This window comes from Azospirillum sp. TSH20, assembly GCF_003115935.1.
In the GTDB taxonomy this organism is placed as follows: Bacteria; Pseudomonadota; Alphaproteobacteria; order Azospirillales; family Azospirillaceae; genus Azospirillum.
In genome coordinates this window covers 86293-105438 of record NZ_LGQU01000001.1, presented here as the reverse complement: position 1 = coordinate 105438, position 19146 = coordinate 86293, and the positions used below count along the sequence as shown (strand labels likewise).

Genomic DNA, 19146 nt, shown 5'->3' with positions numbered 1-19146 from the left:
CGATCCGTCGAGGCGGGCAAAGTCTCCAGCAATTGCGCCACTTTCCTAAGAAACTCCCACGGCTTCGGGACTGGCATGGGCCTCCGTAAGAACATAGCCGAGCGCTTTGGCCCGCCTCTGGAGATTGGTCAGAACGCGCTGATGGTAACGTTCCTTGTAGTAGGAAGCCCCCCCAGCGCCGCCTCGGTGCGCCCGACGGTGATGGCGGCCAACCGCAGCAGCGAGGCCGCCCGGTTGCCGGAACGGCGGGTTCGTGAAGCCAGCACTTTTCCGCCGGGAATCATTTTATGCGGAGCCAACGACAACCAAGAGGTGAAGTGTTTGGCGTTCGGCCGGGCCAAAAGGTCGGTTCCACCTTTTGCAACCAGCTTGAGCACAAGATATGGACCCAACCCGTGGATTTGCGTCAGATCGACGCCAAGCATCGCGTGAAGATCCTTGTGCACATCGAAGGCTGGAGCGTTGACACCCCGCCTCTTGTTGCGCGGGGAAGAAAGCGGCTTGGCCGGTTCTGGAGCCGCCGCCTTCAACCGGTCAAGGACTTGCTTGATCCGCCGACCGCAGTCCGCCACCTTTGTTTGATAGGTGTCGTACAATTCAACGGACTGGGTGAGGGGGTGGATGACAGAATGACGTGAAATCGCTACCCCTTCCGGGTGGCTGGCCCCGCTTCGCGCATTGCGCGATCCTCCCGCACGATGCATCGATAAATGGGGGATTGGGCGTGGCGGACACAATCGCTTCCGGTGGGACGGCTGGCACCGCCCGGCGTGCTTTTCGTTTTCCTCTATGGGCTCTTCGCGCCGTCTGGCTTCTGATCGTTCCTCTGATGTTTGTGGCGCTCGGGATCAAGCAGGAGCAGCGGGCCGCCGCGACGCTTACCGAGTACCGGCAAGCCGGACAGGAATTGCCGGAGGCGCTTGCCCAACTCCAGCGGATCGAAACGAACAATCCGTCGGCCTTCGTGACCATGGGCGGACCGGACGGCCGCCGCATGCCGGTCTCGATGGCCATCGCCGGGGTCCGCAACGCCATCGACACAACGGACGATGGCACCGAGGTTTCACTGATCCGCTACCCGTTGAGCTGGGGCACGATGGCCGGCGGCCTGCTGGCTTTCCTTGCCGGGCTCACCGGGTTGCTGGCGGCACGGGTCGCGGCGCTGCGGGCGCAGCAGTCGCGCGACGCCCTGGTCCGGAACTTCGACCGCTTGAGGCGGGGCCTGCCCTTCGCGCTCGCCGCCGTGCTCGTCGGCCTCAGCATTGCCAGTGTTTCGGCTTCGCTGTTCGAAGCGGCGAGCTTGTGGTTCTGGGACCATTTGTCGACCGGCAGCATGAAACTCTTCGCCGCTGCCGTGACGCTCGCGGCACTCGCCGCCTACAGTGCCGTGATGGCGGTGATCGCACTGCGCCGGGTCTTCGACCTCTACACCATGCAGCCGCTCGACATCCGTGGGTTGGTGGTGAGCCGGGACGAGGCACCCGGCCTCTGGCGTTTCGTCGAGGACTTGGCGGTCCGGCACGAGGCGCTGATGCCGGACAGCATCCTGATCGGCCTGACCGAAGGCTTCTTCGTTACCGAGGCGCCGGTCCGGCCGCTCGGCGGAGCCCTGGTATTGCAGGGCCGTACCCTTCATTTGCCGGCTCCTTGCCTGCCGCTGCTCGGCGAGACCGAACTCGCAGCGGTCATCGGGCATGAACTCGCCCATTTCTCGGGCGGGGATACCACCTACAGCCGCCGCTTCGCCCCGATCCATGCCGGATTGTGGCGGACCCTGACCGCGCTCGGCGAGCGTTCCGGCACCGGCGGTTTCGTGCTCACCCCTGCTCTGCATCTCGGCTTCCACACGCTGGAGAGTTTCGACCTCGCGGTCGCCCAACACAGGCGGCAGCGCGAGCTGGAGGCTGACCGCCGGGCCAGTCTGGTCAGTGGTCGGGAGAGCGTTCCCCTTGCGCTGATTCGCAGCGCGGCACTGGCGCCGGCCATCGTTGGGACGCTGAATGATGCCTTCTCCGCCCCGGAAACGTCCGGGCCAGATCTGATGGCCGAAATCCAGCGGCGCGTCGAAGGCGGTCTCCCCGATCCCGCTGCGCATCTGGAAGAGTGCCAGCCTCATCCGACCGACAGCCACCCGCCGACCGCCCTGCGGATCAGCACCCTTGGCGTCCAGCTCGACGAGCGCCTGCTGGCACGCGCTGCCCGCGGACCGGTTGCGGAAGACACCAGCCTGCCGCATCGGCTGTTCGCCGACTGGAGCGGGATTTGTCAGGCTCTGACGGCGGCGTTCCTCGACGAGGCGCGGGAGGCACATCGGCTGGACCGGGCGGAGCTGGAGGCTGCCGCCGCCGCCGTTCCGGAGGAGCACACGGTGCTCTACGAGAACGGCAGGCCGATCATCTGGGCCATGGCGTTCATCGCGGCAATGTTCGTCGCCTTTGCCATCGGCAGCATCTTCTTCGGGCAGTCACTCGGCATCGGCAACGATCCGGGGACGACGGCATTCGTTGGAGCGGTGACGGCCCTCGGTGTCTGCATCGCTTTGGCCCACGCGGCCTGGGTCCGCCACAAGACGAAGGCGCCACTGATGACCTTGACCCCCGACGCGCTGGTGTCGGCCCGGCTGCGGGAGGCAATCGCCTGGACCGATGTGGCCAGGATGCAGGTGACGACATCGCGCCGGCTGACGCTGGTGCTGGCTCTGCATGAGGAGGCGCCTCTGCCCAACCGGATCGGCTTTTCCATTTACAACAAGGTGAACCGTCGCAAGCGGATCGTGGTGCTCGAGGCGATGGGAATCCGCGGGATGAAGGCCGCCGACTTCGAGGCGCTGGTGAGCCGCTACCTCACCGCCGCCTATGCCCGCCGCCGGCTCGCCGGCGATTGATGCGGTGAGTGGCATCTTTCGACGAGCGGGCAGAAAGTGCGTGCGCCGCCTGCCGGTAAGCTTTGCAACAGAGCCGTATCGATCACCTCCAGAGTGGACGTTATCCTCTACGTCCGCCCTGCGTCGCCGAACAGGATGACGCGAAGGCTGACAGAACATTCAGTCGGAATCTACACAGTATCAACAAATTGACGTTGCCCTTGGCAGTCAGCTCGGGACCGATCCGCCTTCCTCCAGCAACGCCCCGGCGCCAGGAACTGCGGGAATTAGACCCAGGCGGGTGAGCATGCCGTACACGGTGCAGACCGCCGTGGAGACTGTCGGGATGCCCAGCATCTCCTCGATGGGGCGGATTGCCGGAAGGGACGGCATCTGCACGCAGGCCGAGGCGACGACGACGTCCGCCCCAGCCGTCTTCAGCGAACGCACGTCCTCGACCAGCCGCATGGGATCTCGGCGGCCGACCTCCAGGTTGTCGGCGATCTCGAAACAGCGCCAGTCGATCACCTCGATCCCTTCATGCTCGATGTAAGCCACCACCAGTTCGGTCAGGGGACGGGTGTAGGGTGCCATCAGGGCGATGCGGCGCGCGCCGAGCGCCTTCAGCCCCTCGACCAGCGCGCCGGCCGAGGTCATCACCGGCGCCGCGCATTGGTTCGCGCGGGCGACTTCGGCCAGTTCCTGCTCCACAGTGCGGTGGTGGCCGAAGCCCATCGCCATGATGGCGACGAGGCAGGCCGTGCTCATCACGTCGACGCGGGCGTCGGCAAGTTCGGCGGCACAGCGCAGGCCTTCACGATTCATCGCCTCCAACTCCTCCTTCACCACCCGGTGCATGCGCATCCGGCTGGAATGGAAGGTGAAGCGCTCCGGCAGCACCGCTTCGCGGGCGCGCAGCATGGCCGGGATCTCGGTTTCCATGGTCGTGTTGGAACTGGGCACGATCTGCCCGATGCGGTAGGTCCGGGTCATGGTGCGGGCTCCTCAGGTGCGAGATCGGGCAGGTTGCGGGGGAAGCGCGCCGGCAGTGCTGCCGGCCGTGCGCGGCAGCCGGCCAAGCGCCCAGAGCAGCAGGTTGCCGGCCAGTGCGATCAGGCACGGAATGGCGGCCACCACCAGAAGGTCCGCGGTGGACCAGTTCAGCCGCATCAGTTCCCCGCCGATGACCGGCCCAAAGATCGACCCGAGCCGGCCGATGCCAAGCGCCCAGCCCGCACCGGTCGAGCGAACCGGTGTCGGGTAGAAGGCGGCGGCGAGCGCGTTCAGCGCGGACTGTCCCCCCAGGATGCAGAAGCCGGCCACCGCGATTACCACGCCCGCAACTCCCAGTGAACCAGAGACCTGCCCGATCAGCGCCACGCCGAGTGCGCCGGCCAGCAGATTGATCGCCAGCGTCGGGCCGAAGCCGTGCCGGTCGACCAGCCAACCGAGCAGCAGGTTGCCGACCAGTCCGCCGACCCAGAAGATCGTTCCCACCAGCACTGCTGCCGAAGCGGGATGGCCGGCCTCCGTCATGATCACGGGCAGCCAGTTGGCGAGGAAATAGGCGGCAAGCAGGTTCATGAAGTTCAACAGCCACAGCAGCGGCGTCGCCACCGCCATCGCGCCGCGGAACAGCTCCAGGATCGGCGCACCGCGCGCCGGACGGTCGGCCGCAGCCAGGATCGTGTCGTCGCGCATGGCCAGGCCCGGCTCGATCCGGGCAAGCCAGCGTCGCACCTGCTCCAGGTTCCGCCCCCTCACCGTCAGGTATTGAAGCGATTCCGGCAGCAGGGCGAGCATCGCCACGCCCAACAGCAGCGGGGCGGCTGCACCGGCGAGGAACACCGCATGCCAGCCATAGGCCGGGATGAGCAGGCCGGCGACGACCCCGCCCACGGCTCCGCCGAGGATGAAGCCGGATGAGGCGACCATCATCAGGGTGATGCGCACCCGCACCGGGCTGAACTCCCCGGCCAGCGCCACGGCGTTCGGCACGATCGCACCCATGCACAGGCCCGTCAGGAAGCGCATCCATCGCAACTCCTCGACGCTGGCGGCCTGCGCGGTCGCGAAGCTGGTGAGTGCCAGACACAGCATGGCGGCGATCAGCACCGGGCGGCGACCGAACCGGTCGGCGATCATGCCCATGACCAGAGCACCCAGGGTCATGCCCAGCAACGCCGCGCCGAATACGGTGCCGAGGTCCGCCTTCTGGATGCCCCAGTCGCCGATGATCGCCGGCGCCACGTAGCCCATGGCCTGGACGTCGAAGCCGTCGACGATCATGCACAAGGCGCAGAGCGCGACGACGCGCAATTGCAGGCCGCCCAGCCGGCTGCGCCCGATGACGTCGGAGACGCTGACCGTGTTCATGCCGTCCTCCCCAGGGGTTCGTCGTTGTTCTGCGCCTCGTAGGCGGCAGTGAAGTACGGATCGCGGCGGCGCAAGTCCTCGTGGCTGACCTGTCCGGTACGCCGCATGTAGTCGTAGGCGAAGTCGACGGGGTCGAGGTGGAGCTTGCCGGCCACCGTCTCGTACCAGTCCAGGCTGCGCGCCGCGGCTCCCTGGAAGCTGGAGGAGGACCGGCGGCGCTGCGCTTCGAACGCGGCGAAGGCGGCGGGCAGGTCGTCGGGGTGGTCGACGATCCCACGGTGCAGCGCGATGGCGTCCTGCATGGCCATGCGGGTGCCGGACCCCAGCGAGAAGTGCACGGTGCGCAGCGCGTCGCCCAGAAGCACGACGTTTCCGTGGTGCCAGTGCTCGTTGCGCACGACGTTCGCCTCGAACCAGTGCGACCGGTTGGTCAGCAATGGGTTGCTGCCAAGGTCGGCACGGAATATTTCGGCGCAGGCGCGGCTGCTCTCCTCCTCGCTCATCCGGTCAAAGCCGGCGCGCAGCCACGTCTCCGGAGCGACCTCGACCAGAAAGGTGCTGAACTCCGGGCTGTACTGGTAGCTGTGAGCGATGAAAACGCCCGCCGCGGTTTCGCGGAAGATCAGCGAGACGGGATGGAAGCGCTGGCGTGTACCGTACCAGGCGAACTTGTTTCGTCGCCGTTCGAAGCTGGGGCGGAACTGTTCGGCGTAGTACAGGCGCACCGCGCTGTTGGCGCCGTCGGCCCCGACCAGCAGGTCGGCGTCACGCGCCAGCGCATCGATGTCCGTGATGCGCTCGCCGTGGCGGATCTCCACCCCCACCCGCCGGCAGGCGTGCTCTAGCGTTTCCAGCATGGCGAGCCGGGCGGTGCGGGAGAAGTGATTGCCCTGGATCTGCACGCGGGTATCGCGGTGGACGATCTCCATATAGTCGCAGCACTCGTGCCCGGCGGTGAATTCGGCGAAGAAGTCCGGGTCCGCTTCCTTCAGAAAGGAAAGGCCGACGTCGGAAAACACCACACCCCAGCCGTAGGTGGCGCCTCGCGGGTTCTGCTCGAAGATTTGGATGTCGTGCGCCGGGTCGTGCTTCTTCGCGAGCAGGGCGAAATAGAGGCCGGCTGGGCCGCCCCCGATGATGGTGATCTTCATGCCGGGCCTCCTTCCGCCGCGCAGGCGGCGCGGTAGCGTTCCAACGCCTGCCGGAATGCCGGGGAGATGTCGATGGAGCGGCGTTCGCCGCGGGCGACGCAGACCGGGGTCAGATGCGCCAGGAACGCGATGTCGCCATCGAGTGTGCGGGCGCAGATCCGCAGCACGTAGGTCCGGTTCCGGATCTCGGCGACCGTGACGGTCATCTCGAACACCTCGTCCGGCCGCAACGACCGGCGGAAGTCGAAGTCGAGCGCGCGGGTGGGAGTGCCGAACCCCTGCTCGTCCTTGGCGCGCTGCGGGGTGGTGCCGAACAGGCTGCCGTAGAACAGCTCCGCGGCCGAGATGACATATTCACTGAAGGTGACCGTGTAGACGACTCCGGCCGGATCGCACTCCCCCCATTTGACGCGGCGGCGGATCACCAGCGGGGTGGTGCCGACGATGTATTCCGTTGCTGTGAAATCGTTGGGAGTCATGCCGCACCTGCCGTGGTTTCAGCCGCCAACTTGTCGGCGATCAGTGTCTTCAGCGCCGGCTTGTCCAGCTTGCCGACGCGGGTGAGGGGGAACTCGTCCAGCACTTCGACGCGCTCCGGGCATTTGTATTTCGCAAGCCCGCAACCGGTCAGGAAGGCGCCCAACTCCTGCACGTTCGGAGCCGGCATGCCTGGTCGCGTGATGATGAAGATGCAGCCCTTCTCGCCGTAGAGCGGATCGGGCATGGCGACCAGCTTGGCGTCGGCGACGCTGGGATGGCGGCTGACATAGGCCTCCACCTCCTCGCAGCCGATCTTCTCGCCACCGCGGTTGATGTTGTCGCGCAGGCGCCCTTCGAAGGCGTAGCAGGTCTGCCCATTCACGACATGCGCCGTCATGATGTCGCCCGTGCGGTAAAAGCCGTCGGATGTGAAGGCCGTAGCGTTGGCCGCCGGGTTGCCGAGGTAGCCGCGCAGGCTGGACGGGCCGCGAAAGCACAGTTCGCCCATCTGGCCCGGCGGCACCGGCGTCTCAGTTCCCGGTTCGAGCAGCCGGATCTCGTCGAACGGGCAGCCGGAGGTGCCCTGCGTGCGGTACCGCCGCTCCGTCGGGGCGTCCGCCGGCGAGCCGAGAAGCAACCCTTCGGTGATGCCGTAAAGGTTCGAGCAGGGCACGCCGATGTGCTCCTCCAGCTTGTCGGCACGGCTCATCGTCGCGAACAGGCGGAGGGAGGACAGGTCGTGCCGCCGGATGTCCGCATAGCCCATCAGCTGCGGTGCGATGGGGCCGACCGACAGTGCGTGGGTGACGCTGTGCGCCTCGATCAGCTCCAGCATGCGCCGGATGTCGACCCTCGGCATCAGGACGACGGAGGCCCCGCCGAGCATCATCGGCATCAGCGCATAAACCTGGGCGGCATTGTGCAGCAGGGGCAGCGACCACAGGATGCGGCTGTCCGCCGTCATCCCGTAGAGCCCCATCAGGTGCCACACGTGACCGAGATATTCGGCATGGAAGCGCGGAATGATCTTGGGCAGTCCGGTCGTGCCGCCGGATAGCTGGAAGGTCAGGACGTCTTGTGGACCAAAAGGCCTGTCGGCCAGCCGGTCGCGCGCCGTTTCCGCCGGAACGGCGGCGACCAGATCCTCCAGCGCCAGTCCGGCGGACGCCTCACCCCGCGCAACCACGAGATGATCCAGGCCGTGGTGCCGTTCCATCATGGACGCGGCAAAGCCGACGAGGTCGAAGCGGCTGAAATCCGCCTGAACGAAATAGCCGCGGGCTCCGCTTTGCCGGGCCAGTTCGCCGATCTCCACCTCGCGGTGCTGCGGCAGCGTGCAGACGGGGATGATCCCCGCCTTGAAGCAGGCGGCGAGCGCGACTACCGTCTCGATCGTTGTGCCCATCTGGAAGATCGCGCGGTCGCCGGTGGCAAGGCCCAGCGCCAGCAGCGCCGCGGCCAACCGGTCGCTCGCTCCGTCCAGTTCGGCGAAGGTAACGGTCCGCTCGTCGCTGATCAAAGCCGGCTTGTCAGGATGGCGCGCTGCAGTGGCACGTAGCACGTCCCCGACGGTGGAAGGGATCCAGGCCCCGTCGGCAAGGTATCGTTCGGCCTGATCGGCCGGCGTGTAGACGACTCCGCTTATGGGATTGCGGATTCCTGTCATCTCTGTCCTCCCCTAAATGCGTTTTAAATTGCAAGCCGGCTAAGCAGCGGGGGCGATGACGACGCGGTCGCGGTCGAAGATTTCGATCCGACCGCAGATGCCGCCGGTGAACAGTCCGTACCAGACCGCCGGCTTCAGCCCGAGCGCACGACGCTGGAACTCGACCGGCCCAGCGGCATCGATGCGGTCGTGGGTGTCCAGCGCGGTGACGGTGCAGTCGTCGCGCCCGCGGGCCGCGCGGGTCAGGCTGGCGAATTCCTCCAGCCGCGGCACGAAGATGCTGACCGCCGCCGCGTTGCCGCCGTCCGGATTGAGCAACGTGGACTTGCGTGCCCAGACCTCGTCAATGGCGACGACGCGCCGGCCTTCGGTGGATGCGGCATCCTCCGCGTCCAGAGCGGCCCGCAGGGTCAGGGCGGCGTCGGTGGAATCTATGGCGTTCAGCGGCCGCAGCTTGCGCGTGATTTCCACGAAATAGCCGTTGGGATCGCGCACGTAGATGGACTCGATCACCTCGTGCGTGGTCTCCACCGAGACTGTCAGACCTTCGGCTTCCAGGCGCCGCTTCCAGCCCTTCAGTTCCTCCTCACTGTCGACGAGCCAAGCGGTGTGGGTCGCGTCGAAGACGTGATCGTCCGGCAGTGGCGGCATCGATGCGCGCCCCACCAGCGCCTCCGGTTGTTCGGACCCGAGATAATAGAAGAAGGCGATCGTGCTGCCGTTGCCGCTGTCGAAGAAGAAATGCAGGAAGTCGGGATGGGTGGCCGGGCCCCAACCGCGCGCCGAGATGACATGGACGAGCGGCAGGCCCAGCTTGTCGCGGTAGAACTCCACGGTTTCGCGCAGTTTCCAGGTCGGGCGGGCGGTATGGTCCACGCCGCGCAGGCGGAGCCGCGTCGCGGGTTGTTCAAGCATGCTGGTCTCCTTGAAATCCTATCGTTCGTGGCGCTCAGCCGCCGAAATGGTCGCGCAGCCAGTCGCCGACCGCCCGGCCGGCGGCGTAGCGCCCCGGCTCCTCTTCCGGGATCAGTGCTCGACCGTGGTGGTCGCCGCGGATGCGCAGATGGGTCTTGTGTCGTGTGGCGAAGCCGTCGAACAGAGCCGCGGCAGTCGACGGGAAGGTCGAGACGTCGCCGGTGTACTCGACCAGCAGCAACGGCTGTTCGATGGCCGGCGCGGTCTTGTATAGGGCGGCATTGGATGACAAGCCTGACCACGTCGACAGCCACGCCTCCGGCGAGCAGACGCGGGCAAAGCCGACCGCGCCGTAGTTGGAGGCGAAGGGATCCCGCCCCCACAGCGTGCCGTAGCCGCGGTCGGAAGGATCGAGGGTCAAATCGAAGCAACGCAGGTCGGCGTCGGTCCGCCAGACGGTCATCAGCGGCGTGTGGGCGCCGCGCCGCCGGTCGTCAACGCTGCCGGTTTCCTTGGCGCGCTTGCGCGCCGCCAGCCGTTCCGCGATCAGGCCACGCGCCCGCTCGTCCAGGCGCGCGACCCGGGCCTGCTGGGCGGAGCGGTAGCGCTCAACGAAGTCCGGGGCATAGCGGGACGGTCCCGGAGGCTCCGCGAAGCCGTTCGCCGGGCTGAAGGGGTCAAGGGCGGGCTCCACCGACAGCGCGTCGTCTTCGTTGGTCACCGACGGGTCGATGCAGCCCATCAACAGCATGCCCTGGCCGGGGTGAGGAGCGACCAGCACCAGCCCGTCGACCACCGGCATGTCGAGCGACGCGAGGTTGGTCGGCCGGCCGCCGGGCGTGCGGGCGATCCGCCGCTCCGGCGCCAGTTGCGACTGTTGCATATAGAAGCCGTAGAGACTGCCGCCGCCGGAGTTGCCGAGCAGGACGATGCGGCGGAATCCCTGGGCGCGCAGGAAGGACAGCCCAGCGGCGACGTCGAACAGAGCCGTCTCGTGTTCTAGCCGGCTGTCGTTGCCGACGGAGCGGGGCGACTGGGACCAAGCCGCGAATCCGGCCTCCACGATGTCCGGGACAAGGTAATGGCAGGCCATGAATTCCCGCGGGTGCATGATGCACACAACCGTGTCGCTGCGCCCGCGGACATAAAGCGTGCCCCCCGTCGCCGCCCGATCGGCCGTGCGTAGCGCCACGTTGCGCGTCAGCGTGCCGTCAGGAAGGTCGCGTGGGTTCCAATCGGTGTTGAGAAATCCCGCCGTCGCCGCCTGATCCGCAGCCTGATGTGCGGCAGGCGTGGGTGTGCCCGAAGCCGGCATGTCCATCGTCTCCCTTTTGGAGGGCGGCGTGATCCGCCCATATGTTGGTCTTGAGGCAGGCCGGCACGGCTACTCACTGACGCTGCCCGCTCTGCATATTTGACATCGTGACGAATAATTGACGGTACCGTCAATAGGTGGAAATTCCTGTCAAGGCGCGTTTTGCCGCACCCACGATGTGGCCATTGCTTTTCAGCGCAATGTTTTCAAAGGCTTCGATGCCGCCGGGTACCAAAATGCTCGTCTGTCAACGCTTCAAAAATTTGACGTGTGCGTCAAAACCTCCCATCCTGCTGCGTGGAGAAACCTGGTAGGAGGACGGGGTGGGCAGAACATCGGCCAAAGCGGAAACCGGCCGGAAGGCGCTGCTGCGCCAGAGCGTGCTCGACGCGGCGGCGAAGCTATTTGCCGAACGCGGCTTCGCGGGCACCAGCTTCCAAGACATCGCGGACGCGCTGAATGTCGGGCGCACAGCGCTCTACTACTACTTCAAAAGCAAGGAGGAGGTGCTGGCTTCGCTGGTGGAGGAGGTCACCGTTGTCAGCGATCGGCAATCCGCCATGCTCTCAGCCCGCACCGACGACGATCCGGTCGAGGTGTTGCGCTCGATGGTGAGCGGCCATGTGGAGCTTCTCCTCTCGCACGCCCTCCAGTTCCGGGTCGTCGATCGGACCGAGGTGGAACTGCCGCCCGACGTGCGCGCAGTGCACGAGCGATCCAAGCGGGCCGTACTCGACCATTTCACGGCGCAAATCGCACGAGGGATACAGCAGGGCGTGTTCCGTCCCGTCGACGCCCGCGTCGCCGCTTTCGCGCTGATCGGCATGTGCAGCTGGACGACGTGGTGGTTTCATGAGGGCGGGCGCAAGACGGCCAGGGAGGTCGCTGGGATTTTAGCGGATCTGGCAGTGCACGGCCTATTGCGGTCGGACGATCAGCGCAAGACGTCCGGCGATCCCGGCGATCTGTTTCGCCAGTTGCACGAGAATCTGGATTGCCTGGAAATCCTATACAAGCAACAGGATGCAGGAGCCTGAAGGGGTTCCATCGGCTTTGTCACGGCAACTGAGTCGGCAAGTAGACCTTGCGAACTTCGCAACTGGTTCACGCCGCGGCGGTCGCGGCCTGCCAATCGGCCACGGCCTGCGCCCGGAAGGTGCGCAGGGTGGGGCGGGAGACCAAGTGGCGCTGGAGGTTGAAGGTGTTGTAGACGGCGGCATACAGACAGGCGAAGCGCTGGGCGGAACGCGTTGATTTGAACCGCTGCATCTTGCGCGCTCGTCGCCGCTCCGGCTGGTGTGAGACCTCGACGCGGTTGTTTGTTTGCCGCCGCTGTTCATGGTGGGCGGTCAGACCGAATTGGCGGAAGGCGGCCCGGTAGGACTGGAGCTTGTCGATGGTGACCTGGGTGGGCGCGAAACCGTGCTTTTTCAGCAGTTTACACATCAGCTTGCGGGTTGCCGACTTATCGTGCCGGCGCCGGACGAGCACCTCCAACACCTCGCCTTGTCATCGACAGCCCGCCACAAGTACATCAGCTTTCCGCTGACCCTGAACACCATCTCGTCCAGATACCAGCGCGGGCTGGGCTTGAGCCGGAGACGCCGCAGGTTGCCGGCGATGGCCAGCCCGAACTTCACCACACAATGCCGGACCGGCTCGTAAGACACTTCGATGCCCAGCGGCTCCGAGTTGCTTCGCGCGTGGCGTGGACGGCGGCTAGAAGATCTGCGGCGTAAAGGTCAGCATCGCCGTGGAGAAGTACGGCCTGCCGCTGGCCATCGATGCCGCGCCGGCCAATGTGCACGACACCAGAGGCATCGTGCCGGAGCTGCGCCAGTTCGCCGGACGTGGCTTCCAAGGGCCGGCCATCGGCGATCTCGGTTATAGCGGCGAACGTCTGGCCAAAGCCGCGGAAGCGTTCGGCATCACGGTCCGGCCGATCGCCCGCGGCCGCAAGGGGGTATTCATCGCCACCGAGATCGCCTGGGTGGTGGAGCGCTCCTTTAGCTGGATCAGTCGCTACCGGCGATTGAACACCATCGTCGAGCGGACGAAGGAGCACCTCATCGCTTTCGTCCGAATTGCCTTTATCTCGATCCTTGCACGGCGCCTAAAGCGGCTCGTTCCCCAGGAGGTCAGCGCATAGCTGCTGCAAACAGCTTCTCACAAATTTAGGGGGTTCTGCACGCCGGCTCTATTCCCGTGACAATGCCCCGCCGAGAGGTATTTGCCTACATCGAGACCTACTACAAACGACAGCGCACACATAGGGCCGTCGGCTATACAACGCCCGAACGAGCCGAGCTACAATCCGCGTGAACCCGCGTCTACCGAACCGGGGCAAGATCATTCCGTTGGCCTCCTACTTCGTGGCCGCCCTGCCCTGCCTTGCTAAGTGGAGGAGTTGGGCGGTCAGGCCGACCACTAAGATAGCCGCCAAGCAACCCTGGGCGCCAAGGAGCAGTGGCGACTTCAGGTCAGTCACCAATGGGTGGCCGTCCGGAACACGGCGCAGGATTTCGCTGACGGTCGGCACCAGCAGAAGAAACGCGCTCACGCTCAGACAAACGATCTCGATGTATCCGGCCGAGCGCCCTGCCCCAACAACTCCCTTGACCCCATAGCCCGCGAGCAGGAGGAGGATCGTCACGGCGCCGATGGCGTAGCTGACCGGCTGATGTGCCACGAGGAGAACCGTCGAAGCGCCGATCAGCATGGAAACGAAATAGACGGCGCCCGCCTTGGAACGGGGAACGATCCGACCATGGCGGGCAAACATATAGAAGGCCATGGGAATGGCCGGCAGGCTGCCGAGCGTATGGGCCCAGCCAAGCGGAGAAATTCCGAGCATGAAGGATTTCCTTCCTTATCCAGTGAGGCAGAGCGGCAAAGCAGGCTACCCGGCGACGACGCCATAGGCCGCCATATCTACCTATCAATCGATAGGTGAAACAGGCATGCGTTCAATCTCCCGGCGAAGTGCCGTCTTCAAGCGACGATTCGCTGCAGCAAAGGACGAGCTATCGCTCCGAAGGTCGCGGCGTCGCCATAGGCGCGAGCGGATAGCATCGCGCCATGCACGCCGGCCATGAACAGTTCGGCATCGCTCCTGGCGGTTCCGACCAGCCGGAGACGGCCTTGTGCAGCGCCTCGCTCAAAGACGGAGGTGAGCCAGTCTGCGAGCTTGCGGAAATGCGCCCGCACTTCGAGAGCGACTGCTTCGGGAAGCACCGGACTCTCGCCCGCCAGCAGCGCGCAGACGCAGAACGGGTCGGTCGTGTCGGCGAAGCACCCCTCCCAGTAGCCGAGATAGGCGCGAAGCTGTTCGAGGGGATCAGAGACGTTCCGCTCCAGTTCGACAAGCCCGGCCTCGACCTCCTGTCGGTATTGCGCAACCAGCACGCGGACCAGATCCGCCTTGGCGGGGAAATGGTGGTGGATGCTCGCGGTGCGGATGCCGACGACCTTGGAGATGTCGGCGTAGCTGAAGCTGTTGTAGCCGCCCCTGGTGATCAGGGAGCGCGCACAGCTTAGGATGTCGTCGGCTCTGGTCGATGTGTTCCTCATATCTCTGCCTACCAACTAGTAGGTATCCTGTCAACGCGAACTCGATGCATGCGTATCAACAGGTATTGTCACATAATCCGTGGGTGTGGCGAGCCAGAGGTGCGCTGGGCATGGCAGCGGGATGAGACGCGAACCTGATCCCCGGGTCCAACATTACCTATGGCGCGCCGTCGACCAGGACGGCTTGGTGCTCGATCTCCCAGGGCAGAGCCGGCCCAATACCCAAGCCGCCAAGTGATGCCTAAGGGTCCGGACCCATAAAGAGCCTTTCCCGCAGGGAATCGTTGTGACGCAAAGCCCTGGAAAGGGGCGTTGTGATGCGCAATGGCAAGTTCTGGTTGACGATGGAGCAGTTTGGGTGGCGTGAGCCGCACCTTCCGCGCGACACCCGAGGCAAGCCGCGCATGGATGATCTCCGTGTGATTAGCGGAATTGTCCATGTGCTGAAGTCGGGCGGACGCTAGGCGGATATTCCGTCGACGGTGGTGTCGCCTTCGAGGGCGAGCCCGTCGACGCAGATGCGGACCAGGAATTGTGTTCCCAACTCCTGGGTCAAGCAGAACAACTCGTAAATGTCGCTCTCGCGATCGCCGACATGGATGCAACGTCCCAGATCGCCGAACAGCTCCGTAGTTCGCCCCAGGTACTCCAACCAGCGGACGCTCTCCTGCTGCTCGATCGGAATCCGCGTCGGGTGATCCTCCTCTTGAGGGGGGCGGTACCGTTGAACTTGGTGCGGGTCGAGTACTCGACCGCGCCCAGGCCAAGCGGCAGGCCCTCAGTCGTGACCGCTAGGCTGGCGTGCTTCAGCAACCCACACACGGTGTGCATCCCAAACCGGTCATCCTGATCTTGACCGCTGTTCATCCAGACGGTCTGGCCGATCTTCTCGGGGTGCTCGCGCTGGGAGGAGAACTCCGTAATGTCCTGAATGACCAGGAGGGGCCGGTGGTCGCGGCGATACGCCGGCGTATCGAGTCGAAAGTGCCGGCGAGGATGTCCTCTTCACTTCCGCGGTCGTTGGCGAAGAATCGGTAGGCCGCCTTCGTGTTGGCTCAGTCCTGGCAAGCCAGAAGGATGCTGCCACCCATCGCCCCGGCCATCTGATCGAGCAACGTGCCCAAAAGGTAGCTCAGTCGTTCGTCGGCGAGGCGGCAGCCGGCCAGTTCATCGTTGATCCATGCGTTTGATCCTGTGGCCATCGGCACCTTTTGAACATCGTTCAGGGCCAACAGACCAATAGTCACTTTGTCTGGACCGGGAGGCGTCATCACCACCGGTCCGGCGCCAAGCTTGACGTCCACGGGATCAGCACACCGTTCCTCAAGGCCTTCCTTGATCGTTACGCGCAGCATGCGACGATGATGGAATTCACGACAACCCGGCACTGGATCCGCGAGGAGCGACCGGCCGAGACGACTGCAACGATCTTGGAATTTCTCGGGCAACCTTGAATCATCTCCGGGTCGCACATCATGCGGTCCCATTCACAAGATGGTCCGATACGGTCGAGATGAACGCACGAAGACGCTGAAGACGCCGTAGGTCCCGGTGATAGCCCATCCAGATGTCTCGCGCCGGCGGCGGCGTCGGCAGTTCCAGTCTGCGGATACCCGGGATCTGATTGCCGACCACGCGGGGCAGGACGGCGATGCCGACGCCTTGCCTGCACATGCGCCCCTGGACGTTGCGGTTGTTCGATCGCAAGACCGGTCTCGCGTTGGGGAAACTCTCGATGAGCCACGCGATGTCAGGGAAATGACCCGTGGACGTGTCGTGGGTGATCAGCCGGAAACCGGTCCCATCGCCATATTTCGGCTCCTGCGCCTCTTCCGCGATGTAAACGCCATACTCAAGGCGGAAGAGCCGTCGCTGAACAATGTCAGCAGTGTCGAACGGAACGATACGAAAAGCGACGTCGGCCTCCCGCTGGGCGAGGTTGAACTGGCGCGTGCCCGTCAGGATCTCGACGTCGACATTGGGGTGGGCTTTCGAGAAATCCGCCAGGATGGGAGGCAGGACATAGGCCCCGAACCAGTCCGCGGATGAAATGCGCAGATTGCCCTTGAGATTCTGCTCCTGCCCCGCAAGCCGGCGCTCCATCGCCAGCGCGCTTTCTTCCATCTGCTCCGCCAGCGCGATGATCCCATGGCCCTCTTCTGTCAGAACAAGACCGTCCGCGGTGCGCTGGAAGAGCGTGTGACCGATCGCCTGCTCAAGTGCGCGGAGGCGCCGACCGACGGTCGGATGGCTTGTCTGGAGGGAACGCGCGGCGGCACCGAGCGTACCGAATCGCGCAATGGCGAGAAAGACTCTGACATCACTCCATTCCATCATGCCGACCCACACAAAATTGAACGCCGAGAGTACAGTTATGTCACTTACGGAACAAATCTAAATGCCTAGATTGCTCTCATTGTTTGGAGGTGGACCCTGCTGCGGACCCGCCAGATCCATGCGGGCCGCCGCTTGGGTGAAGGAAACGTGACCCTGGCTGCGGCACCCAAGGGAAGCTCGTCCGGACTGAACAGAGAGGATTTTCCTGAGGGGCGGCGGAACGCGGCAGCCCGCCTCGAAACGCGCAAATGAGGACTTCGACGATGATCACGATGCTGGTGACCTATGCGGGCGATGAGAAAAACGCCATTCGACCGCGACCATTGGATCAACCTGCACCTCCCGTTCGTCCGGGAAAGCTGGGGACGTTATGGGCTGGTCAGCGCCGGAAGGTTCTTCCCGCAAGGTGATGGTGCTGGGCTGATCGCGGTCGGGGTCGTCAACCTCCGCGACGAAGCCGCCATGGAAGCGGCGCTCAGGTCGCCGGAAGCCGCCCAGATCATGGCTGACGTCGACATCGTCACCGCCATCAAACCGCAACGCAACATCGTGAAGCCGCTCTGAACGGCACAGCGGTGCCTGTCGATTGCGGGGGCCGCTGATCTCTCCAGGTCTGCGCCCCGGCCGGCGTCACCGTGATCGGCGGTGTCTTCTACGCGCTCAGCGGGGCGTGCGCCGATGCTGGCCAACCTGTCGGCGCAGGTTTCGGCCTCACGATCGCCCGGCAGCCTGCGTCCGATCCCGCGCACAGCCCTCATCTGAACAACAGGAGAAAGAACATGCAGATCGGGTTCATCGGTCTCGGCAATATGGGCTCGGCAATGGCCCTGAACCTCGTGAAGGCCGGCCATGACGTGCGGGCCTGGAACCGCAGCAAGGTCGCACAGGAAAGCATTCCCGGGGTAACGCTGGTCAAGCGCGCGGCGGATGCATTCCAGGCTGACGCAGTCTTCACGATGCTATCCGACGACCCTGCCATTCGGGAGGTGATCCTCGATGCCGGCCTGCTGGCAAGCGCGCAACCAGGGCTGACCCATGTTGTCACCTCGACGATCTCGGTCGCTTTCGCGCGGGAACTGGAGTTGCTGCACGAAGAGGCAGGCCTTGGCTATGTGTCCGCACCGGTCCTCGGACGACCGAACGTAGCGGCGAGTGGCCAGCTTAACATCCTGGCGGCCGGGAAGGCCGATGCAGTTGCCGCGATCGAGCCGCTGCTCGCTTCACTCAGCAAAAAGATCTGGAAGTTGGGGGAGAATCCTGCTCGGGCGAATACGGCGAAGCTCGCCTGCAATATGATGATCGCCATGGCTATCGAGGCGATGGCTGAGGGTGTCGTGCTGACCGAGAGCGTCGGCCTCGACCGTGCGGATTTCTTCGAACTCATCTTGGGCACCCTTTTTTCGGGTCGCGCCTATGAGAGCTACAGCGCGCAGATCACGGAACGGTCGTTCAAGCCGGGTTTCAAAGCCGAACTCGCGCTTAAGGACATGCGTCTCGCGACTGAGGCCGGCAACGAGATCGGACGCACGCTCCCGATGCTCGAAGCTGTCCGCGAGGGGCTCAGCAAAGCCGTCTCGGCGGGCTTCGGAAAGAAGGATTGGTCGATCATGGCCGACATGACGGTTCGCGGCGGCGACAGCATGGCCTCGTCCGAAAGCAATCCGGAGAAGACCGAATGAAGACTTGGCTCATCACCGGCTGCTCAAGCGGCTTCGGACAGCGCCTCGCGCTCGCCGCGGCACAACGCGGCGATCAGGTCATCGCGACGGCCCGCGATGTCAAAGCGATCGAAGAAATGGTCGAGACATTCGGCGGGTTTGACGTGCTCGTGAACAATGCCGGCTACGGACTGTTCGGCGTAATCGAAGAAGGCACGCCTGAAGAATATCGGCCGATGTTCGAGGTGAACGTCTTCGGTCTGATCGAAACCACCAGAGCCGCCCTGTCCGTCCTGCGACACTCGGGCGGAACGATCGTCAGCATGTCGTCCGGCGCCGGCATCGCGGGCAGCGGAGGCGGAGGCGGAGGCGGAGGCGGAGGCGGAGGCGGAGGCGGAGGCGGAGGCTATTACAACGCCGCCAAGTTCGCGGTGGAAGGAATTTCCGAAGCGCTCGCCAGCGAGCTGGCGCCGTTCGGCATCCGCGTGCTGACCGTCGAGCCTGGGCAATTTCGCACCGATTTCCTTGGCCGTTCCATCAGGATGGTGACCAACGAGATGCCGGAATACGCCGCGAGGTCGCGCAAGCACTATCGCGAAACCAACAACGGCAATCAGGCGGGCGATCCCGACAAGGCGATCATGCATGCAGTCGTCGCCGATGACACCCCGCTTCATCTGCCACTCGGCCCCATCGCGCACGCGATCGCCGAGCGAAAGTTGGCTGCGTTCCGCAGCGATATCGACGCTTGGCGCGACGTCTCGATCGCCACCGATTTCGATCAGCCCTGAGCGCTGGCCGCAAGCTCTGTTCAA

20 protein-coding genes and 3 pseudogenes are annotated in these 19146 nt (G+C 64.8%); 9 read left to right on the top strand and 14 right to left on the bottom strand.

Translation table 11 applies throughout. The features are described 5' to 3' along the window. Nucleotides 1–128 precede the first annotated feature (128 nt). A complete protein-coding gene (locus TSH20_RS00525; RefSeq protein ID WP_158281927.1) occupies nucleotides 129–596 on the bottom strand; it encodes a transposase in 468 nt (155 codons plus the stop codon). Between the two features lie 128 nt (nucleotides 597–724). Between TSH20_RS00525 and TSH20_RS00520 the strand changes: the two genes are divergently transcribed. Next, nucleotides 725–2884: a M48 family metallopeptidase gene (locus TSH20_RS00520; RefSeq protein WP_199231974.1), complete on the top strand. Its 2160-nt coding sequence runs from the start codon at nucleotides 725–727 to the stop codon at nucleotides 2882–2884. 207 nt (nucleotides 2885–3091) lie between these two features. On the opposite strand, the gene TSH20_RS00515 is transcribed toward TSH20_RS00520, so the two are convergent. Genes TSH20_RS00515 through TSH20_RS00485 form a run of 7 tightly spaced genes read right to left on the bottom strand, consistent with a single transcriptional unit; the run spans nucleotide 3092 to nucleotide 10766 of the window. Next, nucleotides 3092–3856 (bottom strand): Asp/Glu racemase, encoded by a 765-nt coding sequence (locus tag TSH20_RS00515; protein ID WP_109072872.1) that lies wholly within the window; start codon nucleotides 3854–3856, stop codon nucleotides 3092–3094. A gap of 12 nt (nucleotides 3857–3868) precedes the next feature. Next, a complete protein-coding gene (locus TSH20_RS00510) occupies nucleotides 3869–5239 on the bottom strand; it encodes an MFS transporter (protein ID WP_109072871.1) in 1371 nt (456 codons plus the stop codon). Next, nucleotides 5236–6390 carry an FAD-dependent monooxygenase gene (locus TSH20_RS00505; protein WP_109072870.1) on the bottom strand — a complete coding sequence of 385 codons (1155 nt, stop codon included), beginning with the start codon at nucleotides 6388–6390 and terminating at the stop codon, nucleotides 5236–5238. Before TSH20_RS00505 ends, TSH20_RS00510 begins: the two co-directional genes overlap by 4 nt. Further along, nucleotides 6387–6869, bottom strand: coding sequence for a thioesterase family protein (locus TSH20_RS00500; RefSeq protein ID WP_109072869.1), 483 nt, complete (start codon nucleotides 6867–6869; stop codon nucleotides 6387–6389). The genes TSH20_RS00505 and TSH20_RS00500 overlap by 4 nt, the downstream gene beginning before the upstream one ends. Next, the gene (locus tag TSH20_RS00495; protein ID WP_109072868.1) at nucleotides 6866–8536 is read right to left on the bottom strand and encodes an AMP-binding protein; all 1671 of its coding nucleotides are present in this window, start codon (nucleotides 8534–8536) and stop codon (nucleotides 6866–6868) included. The genes TSH20_RS00500 and TSH20_RS00495 overlap by 4 nt, the downstream gene beginning before the upstream one ends. Nucleotides 8537–8575: 39 nt before the next feature. Next, nucleotides 8576–9451 carry a VOC family protein gene (locus TSH20_RS00490; RefSeq protein ID WP_109072867.1) on the bottom strand — a complete coding sequence of 292 codons (876 nt, stop codon included), beginning with the start codon at nucleotides 9449–9451 and terminating at the stop codon, nucleotides 8576–8578. Between the two features lie 34 nt (nucleotides 9452–9485). Then, nucleotides 9486–10766: an alpha/beta hydrolase gene (locus TSH20_RS00485; RefSeq protein ID WP_109072939.1), complete on the bottom strand. Its 1281-nt coding sequence runs from the start codon at nucleotides 10764–10766 to the stop codon at nucleotides 9486–9488. A gap of 323 nt (nucleotides 10767–11089) precedes the next feature. Here TSH20_RS00485 and TSH20_RS00480 point away from each other — a divergent pair, with 323 nt between their 5' ends. After that, nucleotides 11090–11803, top strand: a complete 714-nt coding sequence (locus TSH20_RS00480) for a TetR/AcrR family transcriptional regulator (RefSeq protein WP_109072866.1) — start codon at nucleotides 11090–11092, stop codon at nucleotides 11801–11803. A 67-nt stretch (nucleotides 11804–11870) separates the two neighbouring features. On the opposite strand, the gene TSH20_RS00475 is transcribed toward TSH20_RS00480, so the two are convergent. Continuing rightward, on the bottom strand, nucleotides 11871–12263 hold the full coding sequence (locus TSH20_RS00475) for a DDE-type integrase/transposase/recombinase (RefSeq protein ID WP_158281926.1): 393 nt from the start codon (nucleotides 12261–12263) through the stop codon (nucleotides 11871–11873). Nucleotides 12264–12492: 229 nt separating this feature from the next. Here TSH20_RS00475 and TSH20_RS00470 point away from each other — a divergent pair, with 229 nt between their 5' ends. Continuing rightward, nucleotides 12493–12915 (top strand): transposase, encoded by a 423-nt coding sequence (locus TSH20_RS00470; protein WP_109072864.1) that lies wholly within the window; start codon nucleotides 12493–12495, stop codon nucleotides 12913–12915. A 40-nt stretch (nucleotides 12916–12955) separates the two neighbouring features. Beyond that, a pseudogene (locus tag TSH20_RS35515) lies at nucleotides 12956–13088 on the top strand (IS3 family transposase); the annotation flags it as partial. A gap of 43 nt (nucleotides 13089–13131) precedes the next feature. Here TSH20_RS35515 and TSH20_RS00465 read toward each other — a convergent pair. Together TSH20_RS00465 and TSH20_RS00460 are read right to left on the bottom strand one after the other, a co-directional pair. After that, nucleotides 13132–13620 (bottom strand): hypothetical protein, encoded by a 489-nt coding sequence (locus tag TSH20_RS00465; protein ID WP_109072863.1) that lies wholly within the window; start codon nucleotides 13618–13620, stop codon nucleotides 13132–13134. 137 nt (nucleotides 13621–13757) lie between these two features. Further along, nucleotides 13758–14336 (bottom strand): TetR/AcrR family transcriptional regulator, encoded by a 579-nt coding sequence (locus tag TSH20_RS00460; RefSeq protein WP_109072862.1) that lies wholly within the window; start codon nucleotides 14334–14336, stop codon nucleotides 13758–13760. Nucleotides 14337–14480: 144 nt separating this feature from the next. Here TSH20_RS00460 and TSH20_RS35510 point away from each other — a divergent pair. Then, nucleotides 14481–14571 (top strand): annotated as a pseudogene (locus TSH20_RS35510) (IS6 family transposase); the annotation flags it as partial. Between the two features lie 82 nt (nucleotides 14572–14653). Beyond that, nucleotides 14654–14797, top strand: a pseudogene (locus tag TSH20_RS00450) (IS5/IS1182 family transposase); the annotation flags it as partial. Here the strand turns inward: TSH20_RS00450 and TSH20_RS00445 are convergent. The 3 genes from TSH20_RS00445 to TSH20_RS00435 form a co-directional block, all read right to left on the bottom strand. Next, nucleotides 14797–14988: a hypothetical protein gene (locus TSH20_RS00445; RefSeq protein WP_109072861.1), complete on the bottom strand. Its 192-nt coding sequence runs from the start codon at nucleotides 14986–14988 to the stop codon at nucleotides 14797–14799. The pseudogene TSH20_RS00450 and the gene TSH20_RS00445 sit on opposite strands and share 1 nt — an antisense overlap. Nucleotides 14989–15391: 403 nt before the next feature. Next, on the bottom strand, nucleotides 15392–15784 hold the full coding sequence (locus tag TSH20_RS35205) for a transposase DNA-binding-containing protein (protein ID WP_169054890.1): 393 nt from the start codon (nucleotides 15782–15784) through the stop codon (nucleotides 15392–15394). Between the two features lie 25 nt (nucleotides 15785–15809). Further along, entirely contained in the window at nucleotides 15810–16673 is an 864-nt protein-coding gene (locus TSH20_RS00435; RefSeq protein ID WP_247871335.1) for a LysR family transcriptional regulator, read from the bottom strand. 285 nt (nucleotides 16674–16958) lie between these two features. Between TSH20_RS00435 and TSH20_RS00430 the strand changes: the two genes are divergently transcribed. The 3 genes from TSH20_RS00430 (at nucleotide 16959) to TSH20_RS00420 (ending at nucleotide 19122) form a co-directional block, all read left to right on the top strand. Next, a complete protein-coding gene (locus TSH20_RS00430; RefSeq protein WP_247871334.1) occupies nucleotides 16959–17237 on the top strand; it encodes an EthD family reductase in 279 nt (92 codons plus the stop codon). A gap of 71 nt (nucleotides 17238–17308) precedes the next feature. Beyond that, entirely contained in the window at nucleotides 17309–18352 is a 1044-nt protein-coding gene (locus TSH20_RS00425; protein ID WP_247871333.1) for an NAD(P)-dependent oxidoreductase, read from the top strand. Continuing rightward, nucleotides 18349–19122, top strand: coding sequence for an SDR family NAD(P)-dependent oxidoreductase (locus TSH20_RS00420; RefSeq protein WP_109072859.1), 774 nt, complete (start codon nucleotides 18349–18351; stop codon nucleotides 19120–19122). Before TSH20_RS00425 ends, TSH20_RS00420 begins: the two co-directional genes overlap by 4 nt. Nucleotides 19123–19146: the final 24 nt, after the last annotated feature.